The following is a 17,024-nucleotide window of genomic DNA, read 5'->3' on the forward strand; positions in this document are numbered from 1 at the left end:
TCGCCCCGGCCCCACCACCTCTGCGGAGAGACCATGTCGGAACAGCTCGACAGACGCTCGGTGATCAGACTCGCCGGAGCCGGGGTGATCGCGGCCGTGGGCGCCCAGTCGGCCTCCGTCGCCCTGGGCGGCGGCCTGGTCGAGGCGGCCGCGGCCGCCGCACCGCCGGCGCTGCTGCTGCCCGGCGATCTTGGGTTCGACGCCGAGCGCTCGGGCTTCAACCCGATCGTCGAGCACCATCCGCTGGCGATCTCGGTGCCCACCGGGCCGGCCGACGTCGCGACCGCGGTGGGCTACGCGCGCGACCGCAACTGGCCGATCGCGGTGCAGACGACCGGCCACGGGATCAGCGTGGCCGCCGACGGCGCGCTGCTGGTCAACACCCGTCTGATGAACGGCGTCCGGATCGACCCTCAGACCCGCACCGCCCGGATCGGGGCCGGGGTGCGCTGGGGCGCCGTGGTGAGCGCCGCCGCCCCCTACGGGCTCGCCCCGCTCAGCGGCTCCTCCACGGACGTGGGCGTGGTCGGCTACGTCCTCGGCGGCGGCCTGGGCCTGCTGGGCCGTACCTTCGGCTATGCCGCGGACCGGGTGCGCTCGCTCCAGATCGTCACCGCCGACGGCCGCATACGCACCGCCTCCCCGACGCGCGACCCGGAACTCTTCTGGGGCGCCCGGGGAGGCAAGAGCAACTTCGGGGTGGTCACCGGGATCGAGATCGAGCTGATGCCGGTCGCCCGCGTCTACGGTGGCGCACTGAACTTCGCCGGCACCCAGGCCGCCGACGTGCTGGAGGCCTACCGGCAGTGGTCCGCGGGGCTCTCGGAGCGGACCACCACCTCGCTCCAGCTGCTGCGGCTGCCCGACGACCCGGTGCTGCCGCCGCCGCTGCGCGGCCAGTTCATCGTCAGCGTCGTGGTGGGCCACCTCGGCGACAGTGCCGAGGGCGACGCCCTGCTGCGGCCGCTGCGCGCGCTGACCCCGTTCCTGGACACCGTCCAGGACCTGCCCTTCGCCGACTTCGCCGCCATGTTCACCGAGGGCACCAGCTCACCGGAGCCCCTGCACGAGCGCACCGGGCTGATCCGCACACTGGACGCGCAGGCGACCGACCTGCTGGTCGCCCTGGCCGGACCCGATGCCACCCTGCCCGCAGGCGTCGTCTCGCTGCGGCAGCTGGGCGGTGCCCTGGGCCGTCCGGCCGCGGTGCGCAACGCGGTGGGCCTGCGCGACGCGGACTTCGCGCTCTACCTCGCGCACAGCGCCCCGGCCCAGGAGTCGGCGGCGATCGACGCCGTGCAGCAGGGCCTGATGGACGGCCTGCGGCCGGCCCTCACCGGCGGGGCGTTCCCCAACTTCCTGGGCCACAGCGACACCGCCCCCGAGCGGGTCCGGGCCGCCTACCGGCCCGCGGACTACCGCCGGCTGGTCGCCCTCAAGCGGCTCTGCGACCCGGGCAACCTCTTCCGGATCAACCACAACATCCCGCCCCGCTGAGCCCTTCGTCTCTCCTGCGCCGTGCCCGGCCGGTGCCTCACCCGCACCGCCCGCGCGGGCCGCCGGCGGCCCGCGCGGGCGGATGGGCCCCCTGGCCGCGGGCCGGTCAGAAGAGGGCCTGCTGGGTCGGACCCGGGTCCTGGGGCGGGGGCGGCGGGGCCGACCAGTTCGGCGGACGGCCGGTGTGGAAGGTCTGCGGCGGCCGGCAACCGTACTCCTCGGCCAGCTCCCACACCTGGTCCAGTACCCGCCGCCGGTACCAGTGGGGGGCCTGGACGGCGTCCCCGTACAGCGCCCGGTAGCGGCCCACCAGGTGGGGGTGGTGCTCACCCAGCCACCGCATGAACCACTCGCGGGACCCGGGCCGCAGATACATCACCTCGGGCGCGATCGAGACGGCCCCCGACTCGGCCACCGCTTTGACGGTCGCCCGCAGCTGGTCCGGTGAGTCGCTGAGGTAGGGCACGATGGGCGACATCAGCACGGCACACGGCACCCCCGCCTCGTTGAGCCTGCGGCAGACCTCCAGCCGGGCCTGCGGCGAGGGCGTCCCCGGTTCCAGGGCGCGCCACAGGGCCGGGTCGGTGAAGCCCACCGAGACGGCCGTCTGAACCCGGGCCCGCTCGGCGGCCTGCTGGAGCAGCGGCAGGTCACGCAGGATCAGCGTGCCCTTGGTGAGGACCGAGAAGGACACCCGGTAGTCACGCAGCGCGGCGAGGATGCCGGGCATCAGCCGGTAGCGGCCCTCGGCCCGCTGGTAGCAGTCGACATTGGTGCCCATCGCGACATGGTCGCCGGGTCTGCCGCGGGCGGCGATCTCCCGCCGGACCACCTCGGGGGCGTTGACCTTCACCACCACCCGGGTGTCGAAGTCGCGCCCGGGGTCGAGGTCCAGATAGCGGTGGCTGTCGCGGGCGAAGCAGTAGACGCAGGCGTGTGTGCAGCCGCGGTAGGGGTTGAGGGTCCAGCCGGCGGGGATCCCCGGTCCGCCCGGCACCCGGTTGAGGACCGAACGGGCCCGGACCTCGTAGAAGGTCATGCCCTTGAAGTCCGGGGTGTCGAAGGTCTTCGTCACGGCGCCCCGCTCGATCAGCGGCCAAGCCGCCGCCTCACGGTCGCCGTTGCCGTCGAGGCTCAGGTTGTCCCAGCGCATGCGCTACTTTCGAATCGGCCGTGCAATCGCGCGGCACCCTGTCAGAGTTCGGGTGCGAGCACCTCACCGGTGGTGAGGCTCCGCACCGTGATCGCCTCCATCGGGCAGGTCTCGGCGGCGTCCACGACCGCCTGGTCCGGCTCCACCACCTCCCTGACCGGGCGGGCCCGGCCGGCGTCCAGCCGGAGCCGGCCGGCGGCCGTACCGACGCACAGGCCGGTACCCGCACAGACCTCCCGGTCGACGTCGATCCGCCACTGCTGTGCGTCCATTGTCGTCCCTCCCACTGACAACTGCGGTTGCTACCAGGTGATCAGGAGTTCCCGGGGGGCGCGCTGCAGGGTGACGACGCGCCAGGGCACCTCCTCGGCGGGGACCGCGAGCCGCAGGTGCGGGAAGCGCCGCAGCAGCGCCCCGAGGGCGATCTGCAGTTCCATCTTGGCCAGCTGCGCGCCCAGGCAGCGGTGCACTCCGTGGCCGAAGCCGAAGTGCGGGTTGTGCTCGCGGTGGAAGTCCAGCTCGTCGGGGTCGGTGAAGATGGCCTCGTCGCGGTTGGCGGACATCATGGCGGGCAGCACCGCCTCGCCGGCCCGCACCAGGCCGCCGCTGAGGAGCACGTCCTCGGTGGCGATGCGGGGGAAGGAGGTGCCGCGCAGCAGCGGGACGAAGCGCAGCATCTCCTCCACCGCCTGCGGGATCAGCTCCGGGTCGGCACGCAGCTGCCGGAGGTGGTCCGGCCTGGTGAGCAGCAGATACGCGAAGTTGGAGATCTGGTCGGCCGTGGTCTCGTAGCCGGTGATCAGCACTCCGGTGGCCAGGTCCAGCAGCTCCTTCTCGGAGAGCCGGTCCTCCTCGTCGCGGGCCGCCACCAGCACGCTCAGCAGGTCGTCGGCGGGCTTGCGGCGGCGCTCCTGCAGGAGGTCCGCCATGTACGCCCGCAGGCTGTCCAGTGCCTGGAAGACGTCTTGCAGGGTGTAGCGGTCGCCGGTGGCGGTGAGGGTGGTCTCGGCCCACTCCTGGAGCTGCTTGCGGTCCTGTGCAGGCACGCCGAAGAGTTCGAAGATGACCAGGGCGGGCTGCGGCCGGGCGAACTCCGCGACCAGGTCCACCGGCCTGCCCTGCGCCTGCATGGCGTCCAGCAGGTCCTCGATGATCTGCTGCACCCGGGGCCGGAGCTGCTCGATACGCCGCATGGTGAAGGCCTTGGCGACCACCCGGCGGAGCCTGGTGTGGTCCGGGGGGTCCATGGAGACCATGGCGTCGGGCCCGGGGCCGATGGGGGTGTGCGCGGGCTGGTCCCCGGCGACCGCGCGGGCGCGGCTGAAGCGCGGGTCACCGAGCACCAGCTTCACGTCCTCGTAGCGGGTGGCCAGCAGCGCCGGAGTGCCGTAGGGGCACTGGACGCGGGCCAGTCCGCCCTCGGCCCTGATCTGCGCGTAGGCGGCATCCAGCTCCAGCCGGTCGGGTTCGCTGAACGGGTAGGGCCTGGGCTGCTGCTCGGTGGTCATGCGTGCAGTTCCTCTCGCTGGGTGCGGCGGGAGGACCAGCGGCGCACCAGCGGACGCTCGATGGCCACCGACAGGCCCCAGGCCAGCAGGAGCGAGACCAGGAGGCAGCCGGCCAGGAAGGCCGCGCCGCCGGGGGTGCTCCAGGCCGGTCCGGACACGCCGCCCATATGGTTGGGGATGCGGCCGAAGGCGAGGTGCCCGAACTGGAGAACCAGCTTGTGCACCATGTAGAAGGCGAAGGAGATCTCTCCCAGCCACACCATCGGGCGGGTACTCAGTACCGTCCGGCGGCCTGCCACGTCGGCCGAGGCGGCGGCGGCGATCAGGATTCCCAGCGGGATCACGGTGACCGCGGCGAACCGGAAGAGGAACGGCGCGTGCAGCGATGCGATGTAGGCGCCGGCGGCCAGCAGCGCGGCCGGCCAGACACCCACCCGCACCCAGCGGCCGGTGAGGACGATACGGGCGAGCAGCATGCCCAGGACGAACTCCAGGGACCGGGAGAGCGGGAACTCGTAGACGGACCAGATCTGGGTGAAGGAGGCCGGCCCCCAGATGAAGTGCGGGTTGTCGGGCAGCAGGGCGCGTGCCGCCAGCGGCAGCAGCACCACGGCTGCGGCCGTGCCCCCGGCCCAGTACCAGAGCCGGCTGGCCCGGATCCGGCGGACGAGGGCGAACAGCAGCGGGAAGGAGAGGTAGAACAGCATCTCCACCGAGAGCGACCAGCTGACGTCGTTGCCGGAGCCCACGTAGGTGATGTCCGGCACCCAGGACTGCAGCAGCACCAGGTTGGTCAGTGCCTGCGGGATGCCGCTGGCCTGGCCCGCCCAGGCGAGGAGCACCAGCGCGGCGGCGAGGGTCACCACGTGGTTGGGTGCGATCCTGACCAGCCGTCGCCGCCAGAAGGCCGCGGCACCACCGCCGGGCCGGGCCGACCAGGTGAGCACGAACCCGCTGAGGACGAAGAAGAACGAGACGCCCACGAAGCCCGCGGTGGCGACGTCCGTCATGTACCGCATCTGCACCGACGGGTCGCGGAAGACGAACAGCAGGCTTCCGTGGAAGGCGAAGACCATGAGGGCGGCGATGAAGCGCAGCCCGGTCAGGGAGGGCAGACGGCCCGTCCCCGATGTGTCTGCGGGTGGGGACGGTGCCGTGACCTCGCCGATGGTTCTTTCTGCCTGGATGCTGGTCATCTGGATCACTCTCCTGCTCGGGCGCCCTGGGGGCGACAGTGCGCGCAGTGTGCGGGCACCGCCTCGCGCAGCGCTCGAACGCCGGGCGCGAACGCCGGGCGCGGCGCCGGTCGAGCCGTTTGCGAGCGGGGATCGAGTTGGGCCCGGCAGGGTGGGGGCCGAATGCGCTTGGCCCGTCCCTGAGTTCCAGCCGGACGGCTGGACCGGCCGCCAAGGATTCAGGAGATTTCCATGGCTCATCTGCTTCACATCGACTCGTCCGCCGTCTTTGAGGGTTCCGTCTCCAGAGAGCTCGCGGGCGCCTTCCGCCGTGCCTGGTCCGAGGCGCACCCGGACGGCACGGTCAGCCACCGCGACCTGGGTGCGACGGCGGTTCCGCACCTGGACGAGGCCGGCATCGTCTCCCAGTTCCTTCCGGCCGAGGTGCAGAGCGCCGAGCAGCGCAAGGCCGGTGCGCTGCGGGACGAACTGGTCGAGGAGCTGCTGGCCGCCGACGCACTGGTGATCAGCGCTCCGATGTACAACTGGAACATTCCCTCGACCCTGAAGGCATGGATCGACCAGGTTCTGGTGGCCGGTCGTACCCTTGCCTTCGGCGACGCCAAGCCGCTGGCCGGCCGTCCGGCGACGCTGTTGCTGAGCTTCGGCGGGGGCTACACGCCCGGTGCCCCGCAGGCGCCCCGCAACCATGTGGAGCCCTACCTGCAGACCGTCTTCAAGGACGAGCTGGAGATGGACCTGGTGGTCATTTCCGCGCAGCTCACTCTCGCCGGCAAGGTGCCCGGCATGGAGGATCTGGTCGACCTCGCGCAGAAGTCCCGCTCCGACGCGCTGGCCGCGGCCGAGGAGCGCGCCCGGAAGGCCGCCGGCGCCCTGGCGTGAGCGCGATCGGCCGCGATCGGGCGGCATGATCACCCAGCGGTGACCGCACGGCGTCGAGGGCGGCTCCTCCCCCACCGGGAGGAGCCGCCCTTGCCGTGGTCGCCGGCGGGTTGGGGGTTCAGCGGGCAGCCTCCAGGGTCACCGTGAAGGCGCCGGCGACACTGCCGTCGGCACGGTGCAGCACCGCGGTACCCGATGAGGTGTGGCTGTCCCCGGACACCCACACCTGCTGGAGGCTGTGGATGGTTCCCGGTGCCCCTCCCTGCGGGTCCGGCAGCGGGTGCGCGACGTGGTAGACGAACGAGCCGTCGGGCCGCTCGATCCAGTGCCCCGGGCCGCCGAAGGCCGGCCTGCCGTCCGGGCCGCAAGGGCCGAGCGCCTCCATGGTGTGGTCGCTGCGGAAGACGAACGTGGTGCGGTAGGGGGAGGGCACCCCGTCGACCGCGGAGGTGGCGGTCCAGGTCCCCACCAGCTTGGCCACCGGTGTATCCGTGGATGCAGTCATGCCGCCGAGCCTGCGTCCGCCCGCTCGGGCCCGCCTCGGCGCCCGCTCGGGCCCACCTCGAACCCCGGGCCGCCCCGACCGGCCCTCCAGCCCCTCCCGAGCCGGCCACCGGACGGTGACCGGCTGGGGAAAGAGGGAGGGAGGGAGGGAGGGGACATGGCGGAGCGGCGCTTGAAGCTGTACGACACGAGCCTGCGAGACGGCACCCGGCAGGAGGGCATGCCGGACGGCCGAAGGACAAGCTCGCCGTCGCACGCCGACTGAGCGCGTGGGGCTGTGACGGCCGGCCGCCGGGACTGCGCAAAACGCCCTTGACCGTGTGTGCGGGACACCTCATAGTCCGACGGTGAACAACTTCTCGTGGGCGCGTCCGGGTGCCCTCACTCTTGTCTGCGCGCTGTCCCTGGCCTTGCTGACGGGCTGCGCCGACGGCACGGCCGCGCAGCCCTCCCGCCCCGCGTCGCCTTCCGTGTCCGCGGCCCCTGAGGTCAGGGCCCTCAGCCAGAAGAAGCTCGCCACGCTCGCCCTGGCGGACGGCGATCTGCCGATGTACAAGGTCCGGGAGGCGCCCACGGATCAGCTGTTCCACGGTTCCTGGGACGACGTGCGGATCCGCGGGAACAAGGAGTGCAAGCCGCTCGTACAGGTGATCAGCCTGGCCCCGGTGGGCGACGCGAAGGCACACGTCGTCCGCACCGCCGTAAAGATCCCCGACGTCGGGCCCGCGGCCGGCGCAGGAGCGCCGGACCTCGGCCTCAAGGACATGATGGCGCTCGACAGCACCGCGGTCACCGTTGCCACCTACAGCGGGAACGACGCCGAGCAGGCCATGAAGAACGTGACCGACGCAGTGGAGAGGTGCACGAAGGGGTACGGGGGAGTCGACTACACCCTGCCTGGCAAGGAGGAGGCATCCATCTACAAGGTCAGGGCCGAGAAGGGCGCCCAGGCGCAGGGCTCCGACGAGACCATCGCCTTCGCCGTGGCCTCGGACTTGATCAAGCAGACGGGTCCAGTGGCCGTGACGCACTGCCAGGTGGTGCGCCACGGGAACAACCTGGTCTCCTACATGACCATGAACATGGCGAAGATGCTGGACGGCAAGCCGTACGAGCTCGATGCCGCGGTCGTGGCCTTCCAGTCCGAGAAGGTGACCGAACGGCTGGGCCGGCTCTGACGCGTGACGCGTGACGCGTGAGGCGTGGGGCGGCCGCCGGACCGGCCGGTGAGGGGTGGACGGCCGGCCCGGTGGCGGCGGTGTCATGTCAGCGGGCCGCGCGGGCGACGCGGCCGCGCGGGCGACGCCGGCATCGCCGACGGCCCGCGCGGACGACGAATCTGTGCCGCCGACGACTTGTGCCGGCCGCCCATGCCTCGGCCGCCGCGAGGCCGGGGCATGGGCGGCGGTCCGCAGCGGGGCCCGCGGCGCCGGCCGCGCGGGCGGCCGAGGTATGGGCGGCCGGGTGGCGGGCGCGGCGGTCAGCCCCGCGACGGCCCGGCGTGGCGCGGCTCCGGTGCGCGGGAGGCGGCCATCAGCTCCACGGCGACGAACCGGGCCAGGTGGTCGACGACGTGCCACGGCTCGCGCCGCCGACCCGCCCGTCAAGACGTGGCCCTGGGCACGCCGGGCCGTCACGACACGCAGGCATGAGCGCGGCCCTGGACCGGACATCCCGGTCAGGGGCCGTTCTCATGCCTCATCGTGCGGAAGGGGGCGGGATTTCCGCCCACGGCGGCATCACCGCCACGGCAGGTCCTCACGAGCGTGCGCCGTGCGCCGAACGGAGCTCGAAGCCAAGGAACGCCGTGCAGCCGGCGGCCGAAGCAGCGCCCTTCAGCTTCTGATCACCCTCGGCCGTCCACGTCCGCGGAAGTCCCTGGGCCGCAGCGGCTCGCAATCCGCCAAGAGCCGGCAGCAGCCTTCGCGCATCCCGGGTGTGTGCGGGGCGACATGGCGGAATGGTTTCGCCCGGCAGGGCGGTGTGGTGAACATGGTCCCGGATGCTGAAGGCCGCGCCGCTGTGAGGGGACGCGACCGGGACACGTCATCGGGGGATGTCATGGACACAGCCGTACGTATGCGAACGGCGGACAAAGGACGCGGCGTACTGGAGGGGGCGTTCGCGCTGCTGGAAGCCTTGCGGCAGCACGGCGACGGGGCAGGAGTGAGTGAACTGGCGGTAGCCTGCGCGGTGCCCAAGAGCACGACTCACCGGCTGCTGGAACAGTTGACGGCCCTGGGGGCGGTCGAGCGCCGCGGCGCGCGCTACCGGCTGGGCGCACAGCTCTACCGGCTCGGCCAGGCATGGCAGCCGCACCCAGGACTGCGCATGGCGGGACGCCTGCCGCTGCACCGGCTCAGAGCCGCCACCGGAGGCAGTGCGGTGCTGGCGGTGATGCACGAGGAACAAGCCCTGACGGTCTGCTCGGTGCCCGGCCGGGCGGAGCCACTCGTACCGGTCCGCAACGGCGAGGCGTTCCCCCTGGACACCGCGCTGGGCCAAGCCCTGCGAGGCCCGGTGCGCAGCGGCGCCGTCCTGGACCGCGAAGACGTGGCGGCCGGAGTGTGCTGCGCCGCGCTGCCGGTACGCCTGACGACGGGAGCCGTGGTGGGCGCGGTGGCCGTGGTGGGATCGGTGGCCGTGATGGCCGAGACCGGCCAGCGGCTGGAGGTGATGGCGGACCGGGTCGCCGAGGCAGCCGCCGCCCTCACCCGCGCACTGGGCCGCTCCGGGACCAAGGCGCGTACGTGAAGGTGTCCGGCCGCGTTCCGCTCACTGGGACGCGGCCGCCGCCCTCACCTCACCCGCGCACTGGGCCGCTCCGGGACCAAGGCGCGTGCGTGAGGATGTCCGGCCCCGTTCCGCTCAGCGGGACGCAGCCGCCCTCACCTCACCCGCGCACTGGGCCGCTCCGGGACCAAGGCACGTGCGTGAGGATGTCCGGCCCCGTTCCGCTCAGTGGGACGCGCGTAGATACCAGGGGGTGACGGCGGGCAGGGTGGAGGCGTGCCAAGGGACGGCACCGGCCCCGCACGACCACGCGGGGCCACCACGTACGTTCAAGGGGGAACCAGATCATGCGTGCAATCACCCGAGTGGCCACGGCCGCCGTGCTCTCGCTGGGCAGCGTCACCGGACTCGCCACGGCGGCCCAGGCCGAGCCGGTCGACTACGTCCGCATCGAACTGCTGGAGGTGACCTGCCACCAGCAGAGCGAGGGCGACCACGACGAGGCCTACCTGAAGGTCACCGACGCCAACGCAAACGCCGTCAAGGTGTGGCCGGGAAGCCTCAAGTACCAGACGATGGGCCCCGGCTACGTCCGGTCGATGACCGACGGCAACAGCAACACGGCCCTCGTCCTGGGCATCCAGCAGGCGCGCACCATGACGCTGTGGGACTACGACACGACCAGCGGCGACGACAAGCTGGGCGCGACGCTCGTGACGGGAAGTGAAGCGGGCGCCGAGATCCAGTACCGCTCCCTCGAAGGATCCGGCGGCGTGTACACCATCGCCTACCGCGTCATCGACATCTGACAACCCCCCCGGGCGCCCTCACGACCACGGCCCGCCGGCCCGCCGGACAGGTACTTCACCACCCACCCGACACCCGACACACACCACCGGCGCCGGGGGGCGCCACCACCCCGCCCGCCCTCAGCGCCGGGGCGGCGACGCCTCCCGGACTTGCGAGGGCGGGCAACCCGCAAACCCGGGCCCGGGAAGCGGTTCAAAGAACAGCCGGTTCAGGCTTGCGGGGGGCAGCCCGCAGACCCGGACCCGGATTTGCGGGGGGGCAGCCCGCAGACCCGGGCCCGGGGAGCGGCTCAAGGACGGCTGGTTCGCCGGCGTGAGCGACGTCGCGAGCCGTCTGCCACGCATCACGGACAGCACCACCACCACGGAACGCGGGCGTCCCGCGGCCCCATGCCCTGTTGCCCACCCAGCCCCAGCAGCCGGCAACGACGGCAGAGGCCACCCCCTCACCCACCCCACCGGAAGCACAGACGGAAGGCACAGGCCGGTGGCGGTAAAGGGTGACACAGGCCAGTGGAGGCTGCGGCGTCGGCGGTCTGGGTGCGGCATCGGTCTAGGCCGTGTATCAAAAGAGTCTGGCGAGGAGCCGCCGGTGCCGCTTGAGGTGCCGGTCGTCCGGATCGTTTGGTTGCAAGTTCTGATCAACCTGAGGGTTGCCGAGGTCTCGTCGGCACGGTCAAGATCGGCTGCATGATCAAAGGTGTGATGTTCGACTTCTCTGGAACACTCTTCCGGATCGAATCGGCCGTGCAGTCGCTGAGCGTGGTGACCGCGAGTGCCGGTCTGGCTGTGGCCGACGAGGAACTCGATGCGTGCGCCGGCCGCCTGGAAGAGTTCGGGGCTCAGCCAGGAGGGGTGCCGCCGCGCCGAGTGCCGTCTCATCTGGAGGCACTGTGGCGCGAGCGTGATCTGACTGCCGAACGACACCGGGCCGCCTTCACGGCCCTCACCCGGGAAGCCATGCCGCCGTTGCCGGACCTGGCTGAGGCCCTGTACGACCGTTCTCAAGTGTCCGGGGCGTGGCAGCCGTATCCCGACACCAGGGAAACCCTCCATGCCCTGCGCGTGCGAGGCATCCCAGTCGCCGTCGTGAGCAATATCGGCTGGGACATCCGTCCCGTCTTCCGTGACCACGGTGTCGATGACCTCGTGGACGCCTACTTCCTTTCCTTTGAACGCGGGGTGAAAAAGCCCGATGCTCGGATCTTCCAGATGGCGTGCGACAGACTCGGGGTGGCGCCCGGCGACGCGCTCATGGTGGGCGACGAACGCATAGCGGATGTCGGCGCCACCGCGCTGGGGTGTCGGGTTCACTTGGTTGACCCTCTGCCCGTGGACCGGCGTCCCAGCGCACTGGCCGAAGTACTCGGACTCCTCTGACACCGCCAGACGGTTGATTCCTTGCGACGTGTACATGGTCCGCGAATGCTCAGGCCGACGGGTGGTCAGTTCGGGGCAGACGGGATCGGCCGCCTGGCAGGCGGAGGACCGGGGCGGCCCGGGGCCATGGTCCGTTGTGGAGTGCTGGTCACAACCACTCATTGATGGCCGCGACAAGGACGGTCGCCTCATAGCGGACCGCGAGTTTGTCATACCTCGAGGCCACGGCCCGGTGCCTTTTGAGACGGTTGATGCCGCACTCGACAGCGTGCCGCTGGCGATAGTCGACCGGGTCGAACTTCGGCGGTCGGCCGCCACGGGAGCCGCGTTTCTTGCGGTTGCGGGCCTGGTCAGCCTTGTCCGGGATGGTGCAGAGGATGCCACGTCGACGCAAGTAGGTGCGGTTCTTGCGAGAGGCGTACGCCCTATCGGCGCGGACTCGCCGCGGCCGGACGCGGGGCCTGCCCGCCCCCAGACGGGGAACCCGGACGCGACCCAGGACGACCTCGAACTGCGGGGAGTCACCTCGCTACCCCGCGGTGATGACGATCGACATGGGCTTTTGCCGCTGTTCGACGGCCAGATGCAGCTTGGTGGTCAGGCCGCCGCGCGAGCGACCGAGTCCGTGGTCGGCCGGCTCGGTGGTGACACCTCCGGGCGGCTCCTTCTGGAGGTCCCCCTTTCGTGCCCCAGCGGCGTGCTGGTGGGCACGGACGATGGTGGAGTCGACCCTGAGGTCCCAGGTGATCAGGCCCTCGGCATCGGCCCGGGCCTGCAGATCGGTGACGGTCCGCTGCCAGGTGCCGTTCCGCTGCCACCGGCGGAACAAGTCGTACACCCGACCCCAAGGCCCGTACTCCGATGGCCAGGACGACGACAGGCAGTGGCGGGATCCGGGACCGGCCGGCGGTCCGGTGCGAAGGCGCGAATCCGGGCGGGCCTGGGACGTGACCTCGGGCCTCCCTCACCCGCGGCCCGGCACCGGGCGGCAGCGCGGTGCCGGGACCGGCGCAGCCCGAGGCGCAGGACACCCCGGCACGAAGGCCTGCTTTCCCTGACATACGGCATCCGGCGCTTACTGTGACGATCCAGGCGATCTCGCCGCGACCGGAGGAGGAACGACCGTGGCCCAGGGGCGGCCCGAGGGCGAACGGCGAGGCTCGGCGCCACTGCTGGCCGTGTGCGCCGGGTACTTCATGGTGATCCTGGACGTGACCGTCATCAGCGTCGCCGTTCCCGTCATCGGCCGCGACCTGTCCGCCTCGCTCACCGGCATGCAGTGGGTCACCGACGGCTACACGCTCGTCCTCGCCGGATTCCTGCTGACCGGCGGCGCACTGGGCGACCGGCTGGGCAACCGCCGCATCTTCTGCACGGGCGTCGCCGTGTTCACCGCCGCCTCCGCCGCCTGCGCGGTCGCGCCGGACGCGGCGTTCCTCGTCTGCGCCCGCCTCGTGGAGGGCCTGGGCGCCGCCCTCATCGTCCCCGGCTCCCTCGCCCTGCTCCAGCAGGCATATCCGCAACCGGCGGCCCGCTCACGCGCCTTCGGGCTGTGGGGGTCGATGGCCGGCATCGCCGCCTCGGCAGGGCCTCTGCTCGGCGGAGCACTCGTGTCCACCGTCGGCTGGCGCTGGATCTTCCTCATCAACCTCCCCGTCGGCGCGGCCTGCCTCGCGCTGACACTGCGCCATGTGACGCCCTCGCCCCGCCGGGCAGAGCGCGCCCTGGACTGGCCCGCACAGTGCGCGATCGTGGCGGCCGTCGCCCTGCTGACCGCCTCCCTCAACGAGGCCGGACGGCGCGGCTGGAGCGATCCGGCCGTCCTCACCGGCCTGGCCCTGGCCGTCCTGGCAGCCGTGGCGTTCGGCGTCCGCGAAGGCCGGGCCGCAGCGGGAGAAAACCCCGGCTACGCCCTCCTCATCGCCCCGATGATGGCAGCCGGCTTCGGCACCTCCTTCGCCCTGACCGGCACGACCACCACCGTCATGAGCGCCGTACCCCCCAGCTACACCGGCACCGCCTCCGCCCTCTTCAACACCACCCGCCAGATCGGCAGCGCCACAGGCGTCGCCCTCGCAGGCAGCCTCCTGGCCACCGCCACCAACCCCTCGACCGCGCTACGCATCACCATGACCATCGGCGCCACCGCCTACATCACCGCCGCCGTGATCGCCTGGCGATGCGTACCAGAACAATGACCGCGCCCACACCACCCACCCACCCACCCACACGCGAACCCGAAACAACTCCACGCGGGTGGTTTGCCCCGGCCGGTCACCGGCGGGACCGGCGGGAAGGCTGGGGTGAGACCGGCTCAGACAAGCGACCGGGCTTGAAGTGCTCGCCGCCGACGACGGGCAGTCCGTACCCGGGGTCGTAGAGGGCATCGCGGCAGGTGTAGCCCGATCCCTCGACGGCCGACGGACGGGCCAGGGCATCCCGGCCCCCGTGCTCAGCCAGATCCTCGGCCTCCACGTCACCACAGCCGAACGCCGCACCATCTCGCAGGAGGCAACGGGCACCGCTACCTCGAAGCGCGTGCGCACCGCCTTCACCGGCCCCGGAACGTACAAGTGACCGGATACCGCGAAGCAGCCTCAGCTGAGCGAAGCGCATGGTTATGCCATCTCCAGAGGGTGCCGCTCCACCGGTATGAACCGTGTCGCAACGGATACGGCGTGGCGATGCACATGGTGAGTCGTGCTGAGCCGCGTAATGGTGCTGGCCTCCGGGGTCGCCGGCTTGATCCGCGGGCCGCGGACTGTGAGGCGATGTTGAACGGTTGGCGGATCCGGCCGGTCCCCCTTGCACCCGCTGGTACCAGCGCGACCGTCGCTACCCGGTGACATGAACTCGGGCAACTGGGCCCGCTGAAGTCCGGTAGGGCTTCAGATGCCCGCCGGTCGGCAAATCAGTTGCTGACCGCTCCGGCGGTCTGCTCCACTGCTCGCCAAGATCCCACCGAACCCAGGAGCCACGTCATGCGAGTTGCAGCCACGTCCATCGCCGCGGAGACCATCGCTGATTCGAAGGACCTGGAGCGCAGTGCACACGTTGAACTTGGGGATTCTGGCTCACATCGACGCCGGTAAGACCAGCCTGACAGAGCGGCTGCTGTTCGCCGCCGGAGTCATCGACGAGCCGGGCAGCGTCGACGACGGCAGTACCCAGACCGACTCCCTCGCGCTGGAGCGGCAGCGCGGGATCACTATCAAGTCGGCGGTCGTGTCGTTCGCCGTCGACGGTGCGACGGTCAACCTCATCGACACACCCGGCCACCCAGACTTCATCGCCGAGGTGGAGCGGGTGCTCGGCGTGCTCGACGGCGCCGTTCTGGTGGTCTCGGCCGTCGAGGGTGTCCAGGCGCAGACGCGGGTGCTGATGCGCACGCTGGAGCGCCTTCGGATCCCGACGCTGCTGTTCGTGAACAAGATCGACCGCCGAGGCGCAGACTGCGACCGGGTCGTGCGGGAGATCACCGAACGGCTGACTTCGGCGGTGGTCCCCCTGGGGTCTGTCACCGACAGCGGGACGCGCCACGCGACGTTCACGCCGCACGCTGAAACGGATGCCGTCTTCGCCACAGCGTTGGTGGATCGCCTCGCCGAGCACGACGACGCGTTCCTTTCCGCGTACCTCGACGACGAGAGGATCGCCTCGTCTGCCGGCTTCCTGCGGGAACAGCTCGCGGCCCAGACCGGTCGCGGCGCGATCCACCCGCTGCTGTTCGGCTCCGCCCTCACCGGAGTGGGCGTCGACTCGCTGGTCTCCGGCATCAGGGAGCTGCTGCCTGGGACCGTCGGCGAAGCGGATGCCGAGCTGCACGGCACCGTGTTCAAGGTGGAACGCGGACCCGCGGGCGAGAAGATCGCTTACGTTCGCATGTTCTCCGGGACCCTGCGCGTCCGCGACCGGTTGACGTTCGGCGGCAGCAACGAGGGCAAGGTCACCGCCATCGAGGTATTCGAAGGCGGTCGCACCGTTCGAGCCGCGTCGATCACCGCAGGAAGGATCGGCAGGATCCGAGGCCTCAGCGAGATCAGGATCGGCGATTCGATCGGTGTCCCGCCCGAGCCCGTGCAGGACAGCCGCAATTTCGCCCCACCGACCCTGGAGAGCGTCGTCGTCCCCAGGAACGCCGCCGCAAGGGCCGCGCTGCACCCCGCGTTGGCCCAACTCGCCGAACAGGACCCGCTGATCAACCTCCGCCAGGACGAGGTGCGCGGCGAGGTCTCGGTCTCCTTGTACGGAGAGGTCCAGAAGGAAGTCATCCAAGCGACACTCGCCACCGACTACGGCGTCGAGGTCGACTTCCGCGAGACCACCACCATCTGTATCGAACGCCCGAACGGCACCGGCACCGCCGTGGAGTACATCGCCAAGCCCCCGAACCCGTTCCTCGCCACTATCGGGCTCCGCGTCGAGGCCGCTCCGGTCGGCTCCGGCGTGCGGTTCCAGCGGGAAGTCGAACTCGGGTCAATGCCTTACGCGTTCATCAGAACCGTCGAGGACACCGTGATGCAGACCCTGTCGCAGGGACTGCAGGGCTGGCAGGTCACCGACTGCACGGTGACCTTGACGCACAACGGCTACTGGGCCCGGCAAAGCCACGCCCATGGCACCTTCGACGCCAGCATGTCCAGCACCGCGGGAGACTTCCGCAACCTCACACCCTTGGTGCTTGCGACCGCCCTCCAAGCGGCCGGCACCACCGTCCACGAACCGCTGCACCGCTACCGGCTGGAAGTGCCGGCCGACACCTACGGGCCGCTGCTGCCTCTGCTGACCGGACTCGGCGCCATCCCGCAGGCCCCGGTGGTGCAAGGCACCGTGTGCGTGCTGGACGGTCAGATCCCGGCGGGCGCACTGCACGGCCTCGAGCGAAGGCTCCCCGGCCTGACCCGTGGCGAAGGCGAACTCGAACACGCCTTCGTGGGCTACCGGCCCGTCCGCGGCGTCATCCCGACCCGGCCTCGAACAGACCACAACCCACTGGATCGCAAGGAGTACCTGTTGCACGTCCAGCGCCGAGTCTGAACCCACAGATCGGCAGGCACAGCCGATCCGGGAACATCCGACCGGCTTACCGACCGGCAGGGAAGGGCACCGCCACGGCCATGAAGGACTACGACCCGATGGACAGCCTCCGCGCAGGCACCGCGAGCTGGAAACTGTCTTCCTGGACGCATTCGAGTTCGCGTGGCCGCGGGTTCGCCTGAGCAGGTGAGCGGCTGCGGGGCGGGCAGCCAGGGGCCGGGCAGGCAGCGTGCCTGCCCGGCCCCCCACGGGGTCAACTCAGGTCAGGTCCGGATGGGGGTGCGGGGTGGGGCGGGGACGAAGTGGGCGACGGTTGCCGTGTCCG

General features: G+C 71.3%; 15 protein-coding genes and 1 pseudogene. 9 read left to right on the plus strand and 7 right to left on the minus strand.

Annotated features, from left to right (window positions below; genetic code table 11):
* Nucleotides 1-33: 33 nt before the first annotated feature.
* Nucleotides 34-1,497 carry an FAD-binding oxidoreductase gene (locus tag ACFRAV_RS04115; protein WP_382551454.1) on the plus strand — a complete coding sequence of 488 codons (1,464 nt, stop codon included), beginning with the start codon at nucleotides 34-36 and terminating at the stop codon, nucleotides 1,495-1,497.
* 106 nt (nucleotides 1,498-1,603) lie between these two features.
* Here the strand turns inward: ACFRAV_RS04115 and ACFRAV_RS04120 are convergent, their stop codons facing one another.
* From ACFRAV_RS04120 to ACFRAV_RS04135, 4 genes are read right to left on the minus strand one after another with little or no spacing between them, the layout of a single operon-like run.
* Nucleotides 1,604-2,650 (minus strand): Rv2578c family radical SAM protein, encoded by a 1,047-nt coding sequence (locus ACFRAV_RS04120; protein WP_382551456.1) that lies wholly within the window; start codon nucleotides 2,648-2,650, stop codon nucleotides 1,604-1,606.
* A 41-nt stretch (nucleotides 2,651-2,691) separates the two neighbouring features.
* Entirely contained in the window at nucleotides 2,692-2,922 is a 231-nt protein-coding gene (locus ACFRAV_RS04125; protein ID WP_382551458.1) for a ferredoxin, read from the minus strand.
* Nucleotides 2,923-2,952: 30 nt separating this feature from the next.
* A complete protein-coding gene (locus tag ACFRAV_RS04130; RefSeq protein WP_382551460.1) occupies nucleotides 2,953-4,158 on the minus strand; it encodes a cytochrome P450 in 1,206 nt (401 codons plus the stop codon).
* Nucleotides 4,155-5,354, minus strand: a complete 1,200-nt coding sequence (locus tag ACFRAV_RS04135; protein WP_382551462.1) for an acyltransferase family protein — start codon at nucleotides 5,352-5,354, stop codon at nucleotides 4,155-4,157. The genes ACFRAV_RS04130 and ACFRAV_RS04135 overlap by 4 nt, the downstream gene beginning before the upstream one ends.
* 231 nt (nucleotides 5,355-5,585) lie before the next feature.
* Between ACFRAV_RS04135 and ACFRAV_RS04140 the strand changes: the two genes are divergently transcribed.
* Nucleotides 5,586-6,236 carry an FMN-dependent NADH-azoreductase gene (locus tag ACFRAV_RS04140; protein WP_382551464.1) on the plus strand — a complete coding sequence of 217 codons (651 nt, stop codon included), beginning with the start codon at nucleotides 5,586-5,588 and terminating at the stop codon, nucleotides 6,234-6,236.
* Between the two features lie 118 nt (nucleotides 6,237-6,354).
* On the opposite strand, the gene ACFRAV_RS04145 is transcribed toward ACFRAV_RS04140, so the two are convergent.
* Entirely contained in the window at nucleotides 6,355-6,741 is a 387-nt protein-coding gene (locus tag ACFRAV_RS04145; RefSeq protein ID WP_382551466.1) for a hypothetical protein, read from the minus strand.
* A gap of 346 nt (nucleotides 6,742-7,087) precedes the next feature.
* Between ACFRAV_RS04145 and ACFRAV_RS04150 the strand changes: the two genes are divergently transcribed.
* From ACFRAV_RS04150 to ACFRAV_RS04165, 4 genes are all read left to right on the plus strand, one after another.
* Nucleotides 7,088-7,918 (plus strand): hypothetical protein, encoded by an 831-nt coding sequence (locus tag ACFRAV_RS04150; RefSeq protein WP_382551468.1) that lies wholly within the window; start codon nucleotides 7,088-7,090, stop codon nucleotides 7,916-7,918.
* A 901-nt stretch (nucleotides 7,919-8,819) separates the two neighbouring features.
* A complete protein-coding gene (locus tag ACFRAV_RS04155) occupies nucleotides 8,820-9,494 on the plus strand; it encodes a helix-turn-helix domain-containing protein (protein ID WP_382551470.1) in 675 nt (224 codons plus the stop codon).
* A gap of 326 nt (nucleotides 9,495-9,820) precedes the next feature.
* On the plus strand, nucleotides 9,821-10,282 hold the full coding sequence (locus tag ACFRAV_RS04160; RefSeq protein ID WP_382551472.1) for a hypothetical protein: 462 nt from the start codon (nucleotides 9,821-9,823) through the stop codon (nucleotides 10,280-10,282).
* A gap of 690 nt (nucleotides 10,283-10,972) precedes the next feature.
* A complete protein-coding gene (locus ACFRAV_RS04165) occupies nucleotides 10,973-11,662 on the plus strand; it encodes an HAD family hydrolase (RefSeq protein ID WP_382551474.1) in 690 nt (229 codons plus the stop codon).
* 148 nt (nucleotides 11,663-11,810) lie between these two features.
* Here the strand turns inward: ACFRAV_RS04165 and ACFRAV_RS04170 are convergent.
* Together ACFRAV_RS04170 and ACFRAV_RS04175 are read right to left on the minus strand one after the other, a co-directional pair.
* Nucleotides 11,811-12,167, minus strand: a pseudogene (locus ACFRAV_RS04170) (transposase); the annotation flags it as partial.
* Between the two features lie 24 nt (nucleotides 12,168-12,191).
* Nucleotides 12,192-12,500 (minus strand): hypothetical protein, encoded by a 309-nt coding sequence (locus ACFRAV_RS04175; RefSeq protein WP_382551476.1) that lies wholly within the window; start codon nucleotides 12,498-12,500, stop codon nucleotides 12,192-12,194.
* Nucleotides 12,501-12,786: 286 nt separating this feature from the next.
* Between ACFRAV_RS04175 and ACFRAV_RS04180 the strand changes: the two genes are divergently transcribed.
* From ACFRAV_RS04180 to ACFRAV_RS04190, 3 genes are all read left to right on the plus strand, one after another.
* Complete coding sequence (locus ACFRAV_RS04180; RefSeq protein ID WP_382551478.1) at nucleotides 12,787-13,860, plus strand: MFS transporter; 1,074 nt, start codon at nucleotides 12,787-12,789, stop codon at nucleotides 13,858-13,860.
* Between the two features lie 250 nt (nucleotides 13,861-14,110).
* Nucleotides 14,111-14,239, plus strand: a complete 129-nt coding sequence (locus ACFRAV_RS04185; protein ID WP_382551480.1) for a hypothetical protein — start codon at nucleotides 14,111-14,113, stop codon at nucleotides 14,237-14,239.
* A 468-nt stretch (nucleotides 14,240-14,707) separates the two neighbouring features.
* Nucleotides 14,708-16,699: a GTP-binding protein gene (locus ACFRAV_RS04190; protein ID WP_382551482.1), complete on the plus strand. Its 1,992-nt coding sequence runs from the start codon at nucleotides 14,708-14,710 to the stop codon at nucleotides 16,697-16,699.
* The last annotated feature ends 325 nt before the right edge of the window (nucleotides 16,700-17,024 follow it).

It is taken from the genome of Streptomyces sp. NPDC056600 (genome assembly GCF_042792855.1).
In the GTDB taxonomy this organism is placed as follows: Bacteria; Actinomycetota; Actinomycetes; order Streptomycetales; family Streptomycetaceae; genus Streptomyces.